Origin of the sequence: Tenacibaculum sp. Cn5-46, from assembly GCF_022347705.1 — a bacterium.
GTDB lineage: Bacteria > Bacteroidota > Bacteroidia > Flavobacteriales > Flavobacteriaceae > Polaribacter > Polaribacter aiptasiae.
Map to the genome: position 1 here is coordinate 392,019 of NZ_JAKRGD010000003.1, position 16,876 is coordinate 408,894.

18 protein-coding genes are annotated in these 16,876 nt (G+C 31.7%); 13 read left to right on the forward strand and 5 right to left on the reverse strand.

Going from position 1 to position 16,876, the window contains the following annotated elements:
* The first annotated feature begins 67 nt into the window (after positions 1-67).
* The 12 genes from MHN29_RS08450 (at position 68) to MHN29_RS08505 (ending at position 9,109) form a co-directional block, all read left to right on the forward strand.
* Positions 68-844 carry a hypothetical protein gene (locus MHN29_RS08450; RefSeq protein WP_235274066.1) on the forward strand — a complete coding sequence of 259 codons (777 nt, stop codon included), beginning with the start codon at positions 68-70 and terminating at the stop codon, positions 842-844.
* Positions 845-1,147: 303 nt separating this feature from the next.
* Positions 1,148-2,362 carry an alpha/beta hydrolase-fold protein gene (locus tag MHN29_RS08455; RefSeq protein ID WP_235274067.1) on the forward strand — a complete coding sequence of 405 codons (1,215 nt, stop codon included), beginning with the start codon at positions 1,148-1,150 and terminating at the stop codon, positions 2,360-2,362.
* Between the two features lie 147 nt (positions 2,363-2,509).
* Entirely contained in the window at positions 2,510-3,109 is a 600-nt protein-coding gene (locus MHN29_RS08460) for a SatD family protein (protein ID WP_235274068.1), read from the forward strand.
* Positions 3,106-3,822: a DUF3307 domain-containing protein gene (locus tag MHN29_RS08465; protein ID WP_235274069.1), complete on the forward strand. Its 717-nt coding sequence runs from the start codon at positions 3,106-3,108 to the stop codon at positions 3,820-3,822. Before MHN29_RS08460 ends, MHN29_RS08465 begins: the two co-directional genes overlap by 4 nt.
* Before the next feature lie 287 nt (positions 3,823-4,109).
* The gene (locus MHN29_RS08470; protein ID WP_235274070.1) at positions 4,110-4,673 is read left to right on the forward strand and encodes a hypothetical protein; all 564 of its coding nucleotides are present in this window, start codon (positions 4,110-4,112) and stop codon (positions 4,671-4,673) included.
* 153 nt (positions 4,674-4,826) lie between these two features.
* Complete coding sequence (locus MHN29_RS08475; protein ID WP_235274071.1) at positions 4,827-5,129, forward strand: hypothetical protein; 303 nt, start codon at positions 4,827-4,829, stop codon at positions 5,127-5,129.
* A 54-nt stretch (positions 5,130-5,183) separates the two neighbouring features.
* A complete protein-coding gene (locus tag MHN29_RS08480; RefSeq protein WP_235274072.1) occupies positions 5,184-6,107 on the forward strand; it encodes an HNH endonuclease in 924 nt (307 codons plus the stop codon).
* Between the two features lies 1 nt (position 6,108).
* A complete protein-coding gene (locus MHN29_RS08485; protein ID WP_235274073.1) occupies positions 6,109-6,486 on the forward strand; it encodes a (deoxy)nucleoside triphosphate pyrophosphohydrolase in 378 nt (125 codons plus the stop codon).
* Entirely contained in the window at positions 6,483-6,944 is a 462-nt protein-coding gene (locus tag MHN29_RS08490; RefSeq protein ID WP_235274074.1) for a hypothetical protein, read from the forward strand. Before MHN29_RS08485 ends, MHN29_RS08490 begins: the two co-directional genes overlap by 4 nt.
* A 263-nt stretch (positions 6,945-7,207) precedes the next feature.
* Entirely contained in the window at positions 7,208-7,909 is a 702-nt protein-coding gene (locus MHN29_RS08495) for a DNA-binding domain-containing protein (protein WP_235274075.1), read from the forward strand.
* A gap of 381 nt (positions 7,910-8,290) precedes the next feature.
* Entirely contained in the window at positions 8,291-8,845 is a 555-nt protein-coding gene (locus tag MHN29_RS08500; RefSeq protein ID WP_235274076.1) for a hypothetical protein, read from the forward strand.
* A gap of 3 nt (positions 8,846-8,848) precedes the next feature.
* Entirely contained in the window at positions 8,849-9,109 is a 261-nt protein-coding gene (locus MHN29_RS08505; protein ID WP_150899235.1) for a hypothetical protein, read from the forward strand.
* Between the two features lie 65 nt (positions 9,110-9,174).
* Here MHN29_RS08505 and MHN29_RS08510 read toward each other — a convergent pair whose 3' ends face one another.
* From MHN29_RS08510 to MHN29_RS08530, 5 genes are all read right to left on the reverse strand, one after another.
* Positions 9,175-10,239, reverse strand: coding sequence for an adenylate/guanylate cyclase domain-containing protein (locus MHN29_RS08510; RefSeq protein WP_235274077.1), 1,065 nt, complete (start codon positions 10,237-10,239; stop codon positions 9,175-9,177).
* 200 nt (positions 10,240-10,439) lie between these two features.
* On the reverse strand, positions 10,440-11,669 hold the full coding sequence (locus MHN29_RS08515) for a hypothetical protein (protein WP_235274078.1): 1,230 nt from the start codon (positions 11,667-11,669) through the stop codon (positions 10,440-10,442).
* On the reverse strand, positions 11,669-12,448 hold the full coding sequence (locus tag MHN29_RS08520; RefSeq protein WP_235274079.1) for an outer membrane lipoprotein-sorting protein: 780 nt from the start codon (positions 12,446-12,448) through the stop codon (positions 11,669-11,671). Before MHN29_RS08520 ends, MHN29_RS08515 begins: the two co-directional genes overlap by 1 nt.
* 18 nt (positions 12,449-12,466) lie before the next feature.
* Positions 12,467-14,797, reverse strand: a complete 2,331-nt coding sequence (locus MHN29_RS08525; RefSeq protein ID WP_235274080.1) for an RND family transporter — start codon at positions 14,795-14,797, stop codon at positions 12,467-12,469.
* A 28-nt stretch (positions 14,798-14,825) separates the two neighbouring features.
* The gene (locus MHN29_RS08530; protein WP_235274081.1) at positions 14,826-15,824 is read right to left on the reverse strand and encodes a hypothetical protein; all 999 of its coding nucleotides are present in this window, start codon (positions 15,822-15,824) and stop codon (positions 14,826-14,828) included.
* Between the two features lie 127 nt (positions 15,825-15,951).
* Between MHN29_RS08530 and MHN29_RS08535 the strand changes: the two genes are divergently transcribed.
* Positions 15,952-16,863 (forward strand): AraC family transcriptional regulator, encoded by a 912-nt coding sequence (locus tag MHN29_RS08535; protein ID WP_235274082.1) that lies wholly within the window; start codon positions 15,952-15,954, stop codon positions 16,861-16,863.
* Positions 16,864-16,876 lie beyond the last annotated feature (13 nt).

Genomic DNA, 16,876 nt, shown 5'->3' on the forward strand with positions numbered 1-16,876 from the left:
TGTTTGTACTCTAAAAAGTATTGCAACACAACAAACATTTATTTAACTAACTTTTAAATCTTTAACTATGAAAAAATTACTGTTATTATTAATCATCTTTTCTATTTCTTTTTTTTCTTCTTGTAGTTCAGAAACTTCCGATATTGAATTAAAACCTCAAACAATTGAAGCATCTGATAACAACCAAGTATTCTTCCCTGGAAAAATTCAAGGTAAAGCATCACAATCAAAAAATGCTAAAGGTTTTTCCAACATAGCTGGATGTGGAGTAAGTGGTCCAAAGTGTGCTTCTTCAAATCAAACATTAACCTATACCTATGCTGGCTCTAATAATGTAACATGGACAGTAACTAGCGGTAATATTTCTGTTGTAGGAGGGCAAGGAACCAATACAGTTTCTTTAAATTTTGGAAATAATTTTACAGGAGGCGTTATTACCGCTGTCAATTCTGAATCTCCAACTTGCACAGTGATACTCGAAATATTAAAATGTGGAGGCACTCCAACTCCAACTTGTGGTATTATGGCCAATGGTATCTATGACGCTAATCTTTTGGATGATGAAAATGTTATCTTTTACACAACTACAACTACAAATCTAGGATGGCTTATAACAAGTTCTTTCTTTACGGTAACTTACCAAAACGGGGATACTTCTCATCATGTAGGTTATACAAATCAGCAAGGATATCAACAAATTATAATTCCTGTTAGTTGTTCTAATAAGGTAAGAAAGGTTAAAACAACTATTTATGGAGGAAATATCTCTAATACTCTTTGTTCTGATTCCATAACACGCGATTGGGGATCAATTGGTGTTTGTGGAACCGATGGATTTAATTAATCCTCTTACAAAATACTTATTAAGCGGGTTCTTCTACCCGCTTTTTTTATTTAGAAACATATCGAGTTCTCTTTTCATACCAATTGCTATATTGAGCAACTACTCGAATATTTTCTTTCTTCTCCTAAAGGAAATAGGTACTAAAAAACAGTCAATTTTTATATCAATGTTAAATTGATACTTTTATTTATCTACATATCTATTAAATTCAGGAAAACCTATATTTGCTTTTATCATTGCACATATCTGTGTATTTTGTAGCTAAACAAAACAACACACTTTATAAAGCCTTAAAAATTGTATATGAAGAATCTAAGTTTAACCTTCCTATTATGTTGCTGTATTTATACTGTTACTGGACAGAATATTACTATTGGTAAAATTAGCAGCATCCATTCTAAAATACTAAATGAAGAAAGGGAACTATGGATTCATCTTCCTAAAGGCTATGGGTATCATAATTCAGCTTCGGAAAAAGAAAGATATCCTGTGGTGTATCTTTTAGACGGAAACTCACACTTTTATTCGTTAGTTGGAATACTTCAACATTTAAGTATTATAAATACTATTTGTCCAAAGATGATAGTTGTAGGAGTGGTAAATACCAATCGGACAAGAGATTTAGCACCAACGAAAATAGACGACTCTTTAAAAAACGGACACTCAGACTCTAGTGATGGAGATAAGTTCCTTTCTTTTATTGAAAATGAATTAATTCCCTATATCGATTCAACCTATGATACTGATTCCTATCGTACATTCATTGGTCATTCTTTAGGAGGACTTACCGTTTTGAATGTTTTAGCGCATAAACCAGAACTATTTAATGCTTATGTATCTATTGATCCTGCAATGTCATGGGATAATAAAAACTTATTAAACAAAATTAAGAACATACAATTTGACAAAAAATATTCTCGAAAGTCGCTCTTTTTAGGAATTGCAAATACCATGAACAAAGGATTGGATACGCTAAGCGTTCAAAAAAGCAACTCTAAAAACACTAAACATATAAGAGCTCTTTTAGAACTTAATGCTTTTCTAAAGAAAGACACACTAAACAACTTATCCTACAAAGCAAAGTACTATAAAAACGATACGCATCCTTCAGTTCCTTTAATTACCAAATACGATGCTTTTCGTTATATTTTCGATTTTTATAAACCTACTATTACTCAGCAAGAGCTTTTAAATCCTAAAAGCAATAGCTTGTACAAACTAACAAAACACTACCAACGTTTATCTGAACATTATGGTAGAGAAGTAAAACCTAGCATACACTATGTAGATAGTAAAGGATATGAACTAATGGCTGCCAAGCTTTACAAAAAAGCAGAGCAATTTTTTAAACTAAACAGTATCAATTATCCAACAAGCTTTAGGGTGTATAATTCATTGGGAGACTTATATCTAGCCATGGGTAAAAAGGACAAAGCTTTAATAAACTTTAAAAAATCATACTCTTTACAAAAAACTCCTTATGCAAAGAGTCAATTAGACCAACTACAAAATAAATAGAAAAGAGAATTCATGGTACTTTATCCATAAAACTCCTTTAATAAACTCTTAATATCTGCTTAAAAACGGATAACTTAAATTATCTGCTTTTCAGCAGATATTCTTGTATATCTGCTTAATTAAAGATATATTTGAAAAAAACAACCAATGAAAGCTGTACTTACAGGAGACATTATAAACTCTAGACAAGGAACCATTGAAGATTGGATTCACCTTTTAAAAGACATCTTGAACAACTATGGTGAGGAACCCAAAAGTTGGGAGATTTTTAGAGGCGATAGTTTTCAGTTAGCCTTAGATCCTAAAAAAGCCTTGCTTGCTGCGATCCATATCAAGTCTGCCATTAAGCAAACCAAAACCTACGATGTTAGAATTGCTATTGGTATAGGCGAAGAAACCTATAGTTCGCCTAAAATAACAGAGGCTAATGGTAGTGCCTATATCCATTCAGGTGAATGCTTTGAAGGTTTAAAAAAACATTCTTTAGGGATAAAGTCGGGAAATACTTTACTAGACGAAACCTTGAATACCATGTTTAAACTTTCGCTTTTAGTTACCGATAATTGGAGCAGCGTGGTTTCGAAGGTTATCAAAGTAGCCCTAGAAAACCCTGAAAAGAATCAGAAAGACTTGGCCAAACTTCTCGACAGATCGCAAAGTAATATTAGCGAAGCTTTAAAAAGAGGTGGTTATGACGAACTACTAACCATGAATGAATTTTATACACAACAAATTGCTCAATTATGATAACCCTTCTACTTAAATTATTAATTGCTCATGTTGTAGGAGATTTTGTACTACAACCTACTCATTGGGTAGCTGCTAAAAAAGAAAAGACCTATAAATCTAAATATTTTTACCTGCATGGATTGGTACACTTATTAGCATTGATTGTTATTTTAGGATTCGATGCCTCGTATTGGCTCTCTATCCTAGCCATTGTAATTAGTCATTTAGGAATTGATTTATTAAAACTACGATTAGAAGGAAAATTTAACCACAGTTGGTTATTTGCTGCCGACCAATGCTTACACTTGTTGGTTATTTTCTTAGTGGTATATGCAAATACTTCTTATACCATTGACTTTTCAACACTGTATGCACCTAAGTTTCTCTTACTTATCCTTGCCCTGCTTACGGTTTCGTTTGTATCGTCTATACTGATGAAAATATTGATGAGTAAATGGGTATTGGAAGAAGATAAGTCGGAAGACTCTTTAGAAAACGCTGGGAAATACATTGGTATTTTAGAACGTTTGTTTGTTTTTGGCTTTATTTTGTTAAACCAATGGAGTGCTATAGGTTTGTTAATCGCTGCTAAATCTGTTTTTAGGTTTGGCGACCTTTCTAGAGCTAAAGACCGTAAACTAACAGAATACATCCTTATAGGAACTCTTATTAGTTTTGGCTTGGCCATTTCTATAGGACTTGCTTACCAATACATCAGTAAGCTTATATAATTACTACTTTCTACAGTATAAAACAATACCGCTCAATTCATTATAGGATTGAGCGTTTTTTATGTGTTCTTATTTAAAAATAGGGAAAAACCTTACTTAAAGTAGGGTTTTCCGTAAAGTTGTTTTGTTATTAAATGGTAGGTTTGTTAAGACCTATAGAAATATAATACAATGGGAATATATTTAATATAGGATAATATGTATTGTATATATGAAAAGAATTTTTTCATTAAAATAATTATTACTCCTCTAAAATTAATACTTCCTTAAATTATAAACGTTAAACTATGATTTTAAAACTTTTCAAGCACCCCTTATTTATTGCTGTTTTTAGTGGTTTAATTCTAGCATTCATTGGTAATCATCTGGAAAAAAATAGAGAAAAAATTGAAAGAGAATTTCAAATACAAAACCTTTCTAATGAAAAAAAACTATTGAAAGTCAAATCTAAAATTACGCAATATGAAAAATACATTGAGGAGTTAGCATCTGGTACAGCTAATTTTTATAACTCAGTAGAAAATTATATTCTTGACCTAAACGAATATCATAAAAACAGAACTTTATTAAACGAAGAAAGAGTTTGGAAAGATATTCAAAATGTTAATTATTCAAGAACTCCTATTTTTGCTGTATTCGAAAAGTTATTAGTAACAGATATCGGGAAGAAAATGGAAAAAGAAATCAGGCAATATTACTTACTTATTATTGAAATTGCGAAACTTACTCAAACAAGAAGGTTTGATAAAAAAAATGTAATTAGAAAATTACTGGACGAAAAATTTACTACAAAGCAAACTTGGTTTTTATATAAAATACAAACAGAAATAAACAATTTAACAAGTTATTAATTACATCTCGGATAATTTTGATTGTTCACACTTTCATAATACATAAAAACATTTATTCATTATTTTAATTAAAAATTATTTAATTTAAGTTTTAGTAAATAATAAAAGATAGATTACTAAATATTAAAACCAACATTTTAATCATAAATAACAATGTCAGAAATCACGCCCTATAAAGAACAAAATAACCATAGAGAACAAACAATTATTATACAACAAAAAGAAACAAATGGAATTGGAATTGCTGGATTTGTACTTGCTATAATCTCATTATTTCTTGGATGGATTCCATTTTTTGGATGGTTCTTATGGTCTTTTGGATTGATTCTTTCATTTATTGGCATATTCAAAAAACCAAAAGGACTTGCTATTGCTGGACTTATTATCTCTTTAATTGGGTTTATTCTTTGGGTTTTACTTTTCCTAGGTCTAGTTGTGTTAGGAAGTACTATCTAAACATAAAATTTTATTAAAAAACTTACTATTCCACCACTCTAACTTCTTTCATATATGCAATCCCTTAAAATTGGCAAAGGCTATAATAAAGTAGAACTTGCACAACTAATTAACGAACCACAAATCAGCAAACTACAAGCTGGATTACATTATTGTAAAAATCGTAATGCAACAATTTTTTTCGTTACACTTGATAAAAAAGCTAAAGAAGAACAACTTCACTATAATGATTTTTTTAGTGATAACTATTTTGAATGGGATAGTCAAAATAGACAATCTTTTGATGACCCAAGAATTCAAGCCATCTACAAGGGAACAGTAAATGTTTATTTAATGGTTAGAGTTTATGATAAAATTAAAGGAAAAACCCAACCTTTTATTTACTGTGGTGAACTAAAATACTACAGTCATGATGTAACTACAAGCAAACCAGTACATATAACTTTCCTATGTAAAGACTACCAATTTGAAAGTCAAAATGAAAAATTAATAGAGCTTTATAATTGGAAACCTAAAGACATAAATACATCATCTTTTAAACCTGATTATAAAAAACCTATTACACCTAAAAGAAAAGCTACTTATAAAAAGCCAGATATTACTGAAAGGAAAGGCATGGTAAACTCAAGAGTTGGTCAAGGGTATTACAGAGAGCAAATACTTGAAAAATGGAATTATAAATGTGCTATAACAGAATCTAATATTTATACCGTACTAATAGCTTCTCATATTGTACCTTGGAAAGATGCTACTGAAGAGGAAAGATTAGACCCTGAAAATGGTATTCTTTTAAGTCCAAATTATGATGCTTTATTTGATAAACATTTGATTACATTTGAAGAAAATGGTTCTATTCTATTTTCTTCAAGTATTGATATAGAAGAACTAAAAAAGTTAGGTATTCAAGCCAATGCTAAAATTAAGGTAAACGATGAAATGAAACCTTATTTAAAAAAGCATAGAGCATTATTAAAATAATATGTTGGAAGTAGTTTGTGGTATTATTTACCAAAACGATAAAATATTTATAGCTAGAAAAAAGAAAGGAAAGTCATTAGCTGGTTATTGGGAATTTCCCGGAGGGAAAATAGAACAAAATGAGAATCCTAAAAAAGCCTTAATCCGTGAATTAAAGGAAGAATTAGGAATGTTAGTTTCTGTAGAAAACCAAGTAGGAGAACATCTATATCAATATCCAGACAAGATGATTAAATTAATTGCTTATTCCTGTAATTTTATTGAAGCTACGTTTAATTTAACCGACCACGATACATATGAATGGGTAACTATAGAAGAACTATCAAATTACCAAATTGCTCAAGCTGATTTGTTCTTTGTAAAAATGATTACAAAATGAAAAAGAAACTACTCATATCTACTATTAGCCTTGGTTTTATAGGGCTTCTCTTCTATTATTTCGCTTGGTCACTATCACCAGGAAGTTATGCCAAATCTGAAACTTACCTATTGGCAGTTCCTGAAGATACCTTGATTGCTATTATACAAGAGGTAAAAGCTGAACATAAAGATATTGCTCCACAACCAGAGAGGTATCCAGATGGGAAGCATCGTTATTGGTACTCCATCTATTTTCAATACCAAGACAACCAACAACACATACATACTTGGACTAGGAAAAAAAATAAAACTCATACTACTTTTGCTTTTGCGGGTTATAAAGATGCAAATAGTACGGAAGGGTGGATTGCTGCCAATCAATATTTTTGGTGGTGGAAAAACAGCGATGCTAAAACCAAGTTTGAAACTAGCATCCTTAATAAAATAAAAGCCAAAATAAAAGAACGAGGCCTATAATTCTTTTAAAACAAAGACACTAAAAAAAGCACCTTTTTAGCCTGTTCCGTCAAAAAAACGTTAAAAACTCGTACAAAATCAGTCATTTATATATTTTTTTCATTACATTAGTACCGCTATAGAAATTGTATGTACATGCTAATTTGCTATGTCCCTTACTAAAATTACCCTTCGTACTACATTCAATTTTTAAATAACCTTACATACAACTGTGCTATTAATTAGCCAAAAAAATGTAATTATTAATTTAAAAATTCTAGGAAATGAAGTACTACTTATCTGAAAACAAGTTAACAGACGAAGACAACTATTTAGCACGCGTATTAGTAGAACGCACTATTGATCAGGACATGCTAATTACCAAAATGCTACGCAAACGTAACTTGGTAAGTAAAACAGACATTGTTGCTGTATTAAACTCTTATTATGAAGAAGTAATCCAATGTATTAATGACGGTGATAATATTACCTTACCTATTGCCAATATCAGTTATTCTATAACCGGTGTTTTTGATACAGATGAAGACAGTTTTACAGACGACAAACACAAACTGCAAATCAACCTCAACGGTGGTCGATTGATTAAGGATTTAGCAGAAAACATACCTTTAAAAAAGGTATCTCCTCCACCTGCAAGTACAGAAATTACACATGTAAAAGATATTAAATCGGATACCGTAAATACCTCCATTACCTCGGAGGGAGTTTTTGAGTTGAGAGGAAGTCGTTTAAGAATAGATGGTGAACATGCCGACATAGGACTGTACTTTGTTGCTGAAGACAACACCGAAACTAAAGTAGAACACTTAGTAGTAAACGGTCTTACTAAAATTATTGCCCAAGCTCCTACGCTAGCCTCGGGCGATTATCGAATTCGAATAAAAACTCAAGCTACTGCAAACAGTGGAGTGTATTTAAAAGAAGTACGAATAACTGACACTACTTTTTCGATCAATGTAGCCTAAATAAAGGCTTCATGAACCCAATTGCTTATGGTAATTGGGTTTCTTTTTTATACCTACTTATAATTTTACTGTACAATCTTTATAAAATTCACTCGTACGGGTGAGCTTTAGTCACTCACTCGAGTGAACTCTGCTCACTCGTACCTGTGAGCAACACTCACTCGTACGAGTGAGTTAATCCAACAAGAAAACCGATTGTTTTAACAAGTATTTTTAGGAGATTCTTGTAAAAAAGGGTACTTTAAAGATTTCTACATAAAAAAAGTAAGGTAAAACCTTACTTTAAGTACGGGTTTTCTCAAAAAACCTTTTTTATAAAATGGTAGGTTTGTTTCCCCTTAGTTAAGAATACTATTTTTATTATCTAAACTAACACACATCATGAAAACAAGAAGTATCAAACTAGTAGCTTTTAGCATACTCTTTGCTCTATTGGGTAGTTGTTCTTCTATCCCCCCAGAGTTTGCCATGGCAATGCAAAAAGAAAAAGAAGGGATTCAACTCTTAAAAAAGCGACATCAACAAACTGTTGTTGAATTGACCGAAAACTGGTACAACGAGCGTCGTAATAGGTTGCTTTTTATAAAAGAATTGGAAATTAAAAAAATCACTTTACAAGTGAATGATCCTTCTGGAAAAGGCAATATTACTGTGTTAAAAAAGGACGCCTTTGCTAAAATCAATCAGCAATTTAACGAGGCAATGGAAATGGCTGGTAAAATAAAGCAAGAATTAATCAAAGGCTATGCCGACAGCGACAACTGGAACAAGCTGGTAAAGCTGAATGCTATTAATTTAGAAATGACCCGATCGCTTACAGATTTAAATACCTCGCAAAGAGCTTTTTATTTAGAATTGGTTGAACAAAACGTTCCCTTTCCTAGCGATTTTATAAACGAACAAACACAAGAGCTTCTCAACCGCGTAAAAAAATAGATTATGACACCTCAAGAAAAATATGTCAAGGCTTTAAAAGATTTATTACAAGCTCAAAAAGAAGTGCAAGCAGCGGAAAGCAATCCTTTTAACTTAGGACTCCCTACTCACCTTGGACTTTCTGACGAAACTTTTATTACCAACGAACAACTAGCGGAACTAAGTACCATTATTGGCGAAGCTAGTGAAGACAACCAAAAGTTTGCAAAAATTTGGAATCTAGGAACCGATATTATTTTAAAAGCTAAATCGATATTCCTGTAAGTATTTACTAGCAATGCTTTAGAACACATAAAGATACTTTTCTATCAATTAGAAAGGTATTTTTTTTATTGGGTATTTCTAATAAACTGATATAACTCAACTGGGTTTTGCTTTCCTTTTAAACTTACCTTCCCAAAACATTTCATCGTTGATAAAAACTTATTTTTTGGTTTTAATAAATCTAAAAAGTCATTCGTTAACAACAATTCAGCATTGTAAGTATTACAAAGTCCTTGAACTCTAGAAGCTGTGTTAATAGCATCTCCATGATATGCTATTTCCGATTTATGTTGCCCCACTTGAGCTACCATTACTTTTCCTGCATGCAAACCTGCTTTAAATACTGGGAGTAAATGGTAATGCTCTTGATAGTATTCCTTTTTTGAATTTAGAAGATTTGTAAAGTCTATAAAAAACTGAATACATTTAGCAGCATCAAAATGTTTATTAATTTGCCAAGTAAGCACCACCTCATCTCCTACAAACTGATGTATTTGCGCCTTGTTTTTGTTAATTGGAATAGACAATTGATTAAAACAATCTTGTGCCAATCTTGAATATTTAAAATGTCCTAACTTCTCTGCATAATAGCTAGAAGATTTTAAATCCATAAACAAGAAAACTCTCTGTTCTTCCTTGGGTTTATGATAACGTCCTAAAAGAAACTTTAGCAATACTCCTTTCCCTAACTTACGATCCATTTCGTACACAAAATGGTATAACAACGCTACAATAAAAGTGTAGGTTAATAGTACATAAAAACTATTAGAATTGTAAAACTCTGGTAATTCGTTAATGGTTTCTGGAATTTCATGTAGTCTTATAAGCTTGCTTAGAAAAAACAATGAAAAAACCAATAAAATTGCACTCAAGAAAATAGTAGCTAGCGTAAACACTACTCTACTTAAATACGTTGGTAATCGGTTTCTAAAATAAATACTAACTTTAAAAATAACTCCCCAAATAAGTCCAATAGACACTCCTCCTAAAATACAGTAACTTACAATATCTATTAATGATAAAGTTTTATTTTCAAATTGTAAAAGACTCAATATAACATAGGCTACAATCCAGATTATAATATTAATTGCATAATACTTAAGTAAACTAAATACTCTTTGTGTTTTCATGACGTATCTTATTGGCAGTAACTAAGATATAAAATTTAGTTTCAGGAGGTGTTCAAAGAATAAAAAGTGAATTTAAAACCTTTTATATTTATTACAATCTTATCCTAGGTATGAATTTATTCTATCCCACCCCCCAAAACACAATTTTAATACAATCAATCTTTCTCTTTTCTTAGCAATATTATAAACACACTTAATCTTTAGAAATAATAAATTAAGGAAGCCTTTACAAAGTCGTCGTTACGCAACTGATATAAAAACTCATTCGTTGATACTTTTGGAAAACCAGTAGCTTGTATATTTACTTTCCAAGTATCACTCAATCTTCTATTAAATTTTATAAAATAATTTTGCGTTTTGCTACTCAGATCATAAGTGTAACCTCCTAAAAACTCTGTAGCATTTGTATCGTTTCCTGTAATTCGAATACCTGTATATATATCGTTATCAAAACCAGTAATTAGTTCATTTCCTCTATCGTCAAAGTTGTATTCTGTTAGAAAACCTAAATCGGCACCTGTATTAAAAATATTACTAATCGTATATTCTTGCCCCACAACAAAAGCTGTAATTGTTTTACGCTTGCTTACACGTCGTATCGCTTCTAACTTCCACAAAACTGGTCCTGTTGCAGCTTGAAGTTCCAACCCTGTTTGATTAATTCGTTCGTAGAAAATTTCTGGCAAAAAGTTTCCTGTACTTCTAAACAAAGGTGCTCTGGAAGTTCCATAAAAGTGTGACAAACCAATATCAAAACCTACATTGCCTAAGTTGAAAGAATGCGACCAACGCACTGCCAACTCTGGTTGGTATCTTTTATGACTACTTTCATATGTTACCTTCGAATAATCTAAAACACCTGCTGGACGTGGACGACCTTCTGCTCCTGGATATAACAAAGGTCTATGATAGGTCATTCCAAAAATATCTAGCGTTCCCCAATTAAAGTATTTTGATAAATGAATCATTGGTTGTCCTAATTTTTCTTCAATATCTACTCCTTCCAATCCGTCTGACTGGTTGATTATATCTACCAAATGATTTGCTTCCATAACTCCCCAGAATATTTTCTTTAAACCTACTGACAGTTCCCAATCTTTAATAATGGTTTGCCAGTACAGCTCTCTAATATCATAATGCGTACTCTCTGCATCATGCTGATCTATTCTTAAAAAACCTTCGAACTTTAAAGTATTCTCTGTCTTTTTTCCCCATTGCATACTAAACTCAGGTCTGTAGTAGGCTGATAAATACGCTGTATGTTGTCCTACATACAAGGCTTTTTTAGGAAAATAGCGTCCCGTTAAGCCAATCCTTCCAGAGAAATCATAACTTATGGAAGGATTTTGAGTACTATCTTGTGCATACCCTTCTTGCCATCCTAAAAAGATGCTTAGAAATAATAAGTATGTACTAATTTTTGCTTTCATTACTTAGCGCGCTTTAATGCATTTTGAGAAAAGTCATTTTCATCAATGTCAACTCCAAACTTTAAGTTTGAAAACTCTAATAAGGTTTGTTTTCCATTTTGGTGATTTACCATATTTAACTTTCCCGCACGCCAATACTTGTTTAAATACTTTTTATAATCAGCATGTGTTAGTGTTTTTAAAAGCGCATCTTTTCTGTCGTAAAATTCTATTTTTTGTGGTCGGTAATTTTCTTTATTATACCACACTATGTTTCGTTTATACCCTGAGCTTTTTGAAACTGGATAACGTTCTATTTTAAAACACATATTCCCATTAACCTCTTCTTCTCCAATGTATTTATACGTATATTTTTCTACCTCTTCCGATCCTATGTCTTCAAAAGCAAACTCACTTCCCAAAAATGGTCCTGATTTAGTAGATGAAGAAATTCTCTTTACTCTACGAATGGCTGGTAAATACAACCACTGATCATCGTCCTTCATTCTGTGCGTAAATGTCATACTTACTGTGCCTTTTACATCTCTTGGTGTATCGAAAATAGTCATGGATTTATCTCCATCATTTGCTACTTCCATATTATAACCGTGCATCTTACGCACCGTTTTTTGTCCATTTCTATTGGTTAACGTCATCGTCATTGTTTGCGATGCTGTTTGCCAACCCGAACTTGCTTTTTTTGCTGCCTTAGCAATGTCTAATCCTCTATTAGTTTGTCCAAAGGTAGCTGCTGATAACAGCAACAATCCTATAGTTGTTATGTTTATAATTGATTTCATTTTATTATTTTTTAATTATTATTTTTTTGTTGTTGAAACGTCTAAAAGTGTTGGTTTGTCTAGTAACAATAGCAATGCAGGTAATAGAATTAAATCCAAAACTAATGCTGCTATAATGGTGATAACTGATAAGACAGCCATGTCAGAATTCAGTCCAAATGATGATTGCATTAATACTGAAAAACCTGCTACCAAGATGATCGTTGTAATTACAATAGCTCGTGCTACTGAAGAAAAGGCATACTGAATTGCTTCTTCTGGCGATTTTCCCATCTCTCTACGTGCGCTAATGTATTTTGAAAGGAAGTGAATTGCATCGTCTACCACAATTCCTAAAGTCATTCCTAAGGTAGCTGCCATTCCCATATTGATTTCTCCATTGAAAATATACCAGAAACCAAAGGCCATTGTAATTGGTGCTATGTTAGGTATGATACTAATGGCTCCATAGCGGAAACTCTTTAACACAAACATTAGTAAAATAGAAATTAGAAATAATGCTCCAATTCCACTAACCATCATATTGTTTAAGTTGCTCTTTGCGATTCTCGAAAAGATAATTGACGGACTTACTCCTGGGGTAAACATTTCTTTAGGTGCATTGTCTTTTAACCATTGTTCTGCTTTTTCATTAAAAGCTAATAAATCGTTAGATGAAATGTTTTTAAGTGTTGCTGTAAACCTTGTTTCCGATTTATCTACATTAATTTGATTGTTTAAATCCAAACCAAATGGTAATGACATTTCATAAAGTAATAAGTATTGTGAGGCCTCATCCTTTGCATCTGGAATTTTATAATAACTAGCATCATCTCCATGCATTGACTTATTTACTTTTTTAAATACTTCAGAAAAAGAATTAACATGAACAACTTCTTCTTGGCTTAAAAGCCATTCTTTAAACTCATCAACTACTTTTAAATAACTAGGAGTTGTTATTCCGTCTTCTTCTCCTGCTCCTAAAGAGAAATCTATATTGTAAATACCTGTTAAGTTTTTACTTATATAATCCGTATCCGTTCTAAAGTCAACCGACTCATCAAAAAACTTTACAAACTCATTATTCAATTCATTTTTTACAGATATAAAACCTAATCCTAAGATTACTACCATTGAACCAACCAATATTGGTTTATGCTTGTTTATTACTACATTTCCAAACTTATCAAACCATCCTTTTCCTTTCTTTTCATCATTAATAGGTTTTACTTTCATTGGTAGTATAGCTATTAATGCAGGTAATAAGAATAAAGAAAATAACAGCGCAAAAAAGACTCCCATTGCTGTGATATTTCCTAAGTCTTTATAAGGTGATCCTTCAGAAAAATTTAAGGTTAAGAATCCTAAAATAGTTGTAATACTGGTAAGTAATACTGGTTTAAAGTTTAAAGAAACACTCTTTTTTATTGCCTCGCGTTTAGATAATCCGTTACGCATTTGTTGAATAATAGTAACTAATACATGTATACTATCGGCAATAGCCAATGTCATTATCATTGTAGGTGCCGATGATGAAGGTCCTGTAAGTTCTATCCCAATCCAACCAGCCAATCCCATAGCTGCCATGATAGAAAAGATTAATACAAAAAAGGCTGAAATCATTCCACTTACACTTCTTGTAGTTATCACCACCGCTATTATGATAATTAAGAACATAATAGGAATTAAAGTACTCATATCGTTCATTGAACTCTCTGCAAATGCAGTATTCATCATTACCACTCCAGAAAGGTAAGTTTTATGACCTGGGTAATCCTTTTCCCATTTCTTTACCATTTCTCTAACATTATTGGCTACTTGTAAAGCTCCATCGTCTTTATCTGCTGGTATTTGAACCGTAATATTTACCGAAGTTATAGAAGCTTCTTTATTAATAGACCTATTTAGTAACAAAGGCTCATGCAAAGCAATATTTTTAATTGCTTCTAAATCTTGATTAGAAAGTGCTTCAACATCCGTATATAAATTTTCTACATACATATCGTCGCCTTCTGCTCTGGTATGCTGAAAGTTTGATAATGCATCTACTCTAGATGACCAAGGCGTTTGCCAAGCTCTCTTTTCTAACTCTTGAATAGCTGCTAGGGTTTCTTTTGTAAATACTTTACCATCTTCTGGTTGTACAGCAATAAGTACGTTATCGTTTTTTACATACTTTTCTTCTATAGCATCAAAGGCCATTATTTGCGGATCGTCGCTATCAAAATACACATGGTAATCGTTATTAAACCTTAGGTTTTCTCCTCCCCAGCCTAATAATACTGTAATAAAAATGGAGCCTAAAAGGATAAACCATCTGCGCTTGATAAGCCATTCTCCAAATTGAGTTATTTTATCGTTGTTATTCATTTTATGTTTATTTAATTTTTTCAACTGTTTATTGGAGTGCGTTTACATACTCTTTTATTAATGCCACACCTTCTTTATCTATAATCGTAGTTCCTATCAAAGGCATTTTTTTAGTTTCCATTTGTTCTAAAATTGCTTCTTTGTTTTCAGCAATGTTAGATTCTTGAAAAGACACTTGATTGTTCAAATTCAAATCGAGCCAAAAAGCATAATTGGTTGCAGCTCCTCCTGTACGATGACAGTGTGCACAGTTTATATCTAAATAAGCTCTTCCTCTTTCTTCTATAGGAATGGAAGTATTTAAATAATTAGGAGTTTGTGCTATTTTTGAAGGATCAACATTGTGAAGCATTCCTATATCTTGCAAGTGTTTTAATTGGTTTACCTCAACTCCATCAATACTCACCATACGATTAAGCATTCTTAACTTAGGTCCAATAGGCACTACCTCTTTATCTATTTGATGACAAGTAGTACACGCTGTATTATCTGGAACTTGATAGTTAATGGTTCTAAACACTCCATTTTTATCGTTCCATTTTACCACAGTTTCATAGCCATCTTCAATGAGTTTCGCATCTGTTTGTTCTTTGTTCCATAAATAAACTGCTACATTCCAAACATCATTTTTCTTTTCTAAAACTCTAGTTTCAATAACTCTTTTCCCCTTTTCTGGAGCTAATTCATCATTTAAATAGTAAAAAGTTTTTGCGATAATGGTTCCATCAGGGAAATTAGGAAGATCATCTCCTAAAGAGTTTAGCTTCTCTCCATTTGGTAATTTTATCAGACGTTGCTTTTTTGCATAGTCTGTAAACAAAGGAGAAGTTAATTCGTATTCATAATAACCGTTTTTGGGTTCTAAGTTTTTAGGAGCTCCCTTATACATGTTGTACGAAGACAAATAAGGTTGAAAAGAAATTTTATTCTTTACATAAACATCACTATCCCCTATTAATAAACCATACCCTACAAATACAACTACTAGTAAAATAAGAACAAAAAGAAATACTTTTAATACCTTCATTATCTAATGTTTAAAATTTAGTGATGCAAAATTACTGGGGCACTAGCATCCCTTTCATATTGTTTTTAAGGTAAAAACTGTAAAAAATAAGGTATCTTTGAATATCTAATAACTTTGGGGAGTTTTAATGTTAAAAAAAGAAACATACGTGGTAAAAAATATTGCTGAAATATTAGAAGTATTAAACCTTTCTAAATATCAAAAGTGTGAGCATTTTCATATTGTTAGATTCAAAGATCATTATCATGAAATGCCTCATCAAATTTCAACGAAATCTAATGGTATTTTTGAAGTCACTGTATCTTCTGGAGATGAAACCAATATTAGAGTAGACGGTAAAGATTTAGACTCTTTTAATGATCATTTATTTTTTCTTGCTCCTGGACAAACTATTGATGTTGATGTGCAAAGCGATGGAATAGATCCTAAAGGGTATATGATTTTCTTTACTTCAGAGTTTTTAAATTTTGCTACTTCTAGCTTTAGTGTTATTCAACGATTTCCATTTTTTAGTATGAATTATTCTCCAATGTACTTTATGAATAAAAAGGATGGCGCACTGTTTATGGGATATATGGAACGGATTTATAAAGAGTTTCAAAACATGAATGAGAATACAATTGAAATTATTCGTTCTTTATTAACTATTATACTTTTTGAAGCCAAAAGATCCTTAGACGAAAATGCTTTTAAGAATACCATAAGTTCCAGAGCTGAGGAAATTACTTTCAATTTCGAAACCCTGCTAAAAAACACCAAACAAACAAAACGAAAACTGAGTTATTTTGCCGATAAACTTAGTATTAGTCCTATTTACCTTTCTGAATGCATTAAAAAAACTACTGGTAAATCTGCCAAGAAATTAATTACCGATTATATTATTATGGAAGCTAAATCATTGTTAACACATTCATTGGACACTATAGATCATATAGCAGATCACTTAGGCTTTGATGACACTTCTAATTTTATAAATTTCTTTAAAAAGAATACTTCTAAAACGCCTAATCAGTATAGAAAATTGAAGTTAGATAGATAAGAGTTCCATTTAA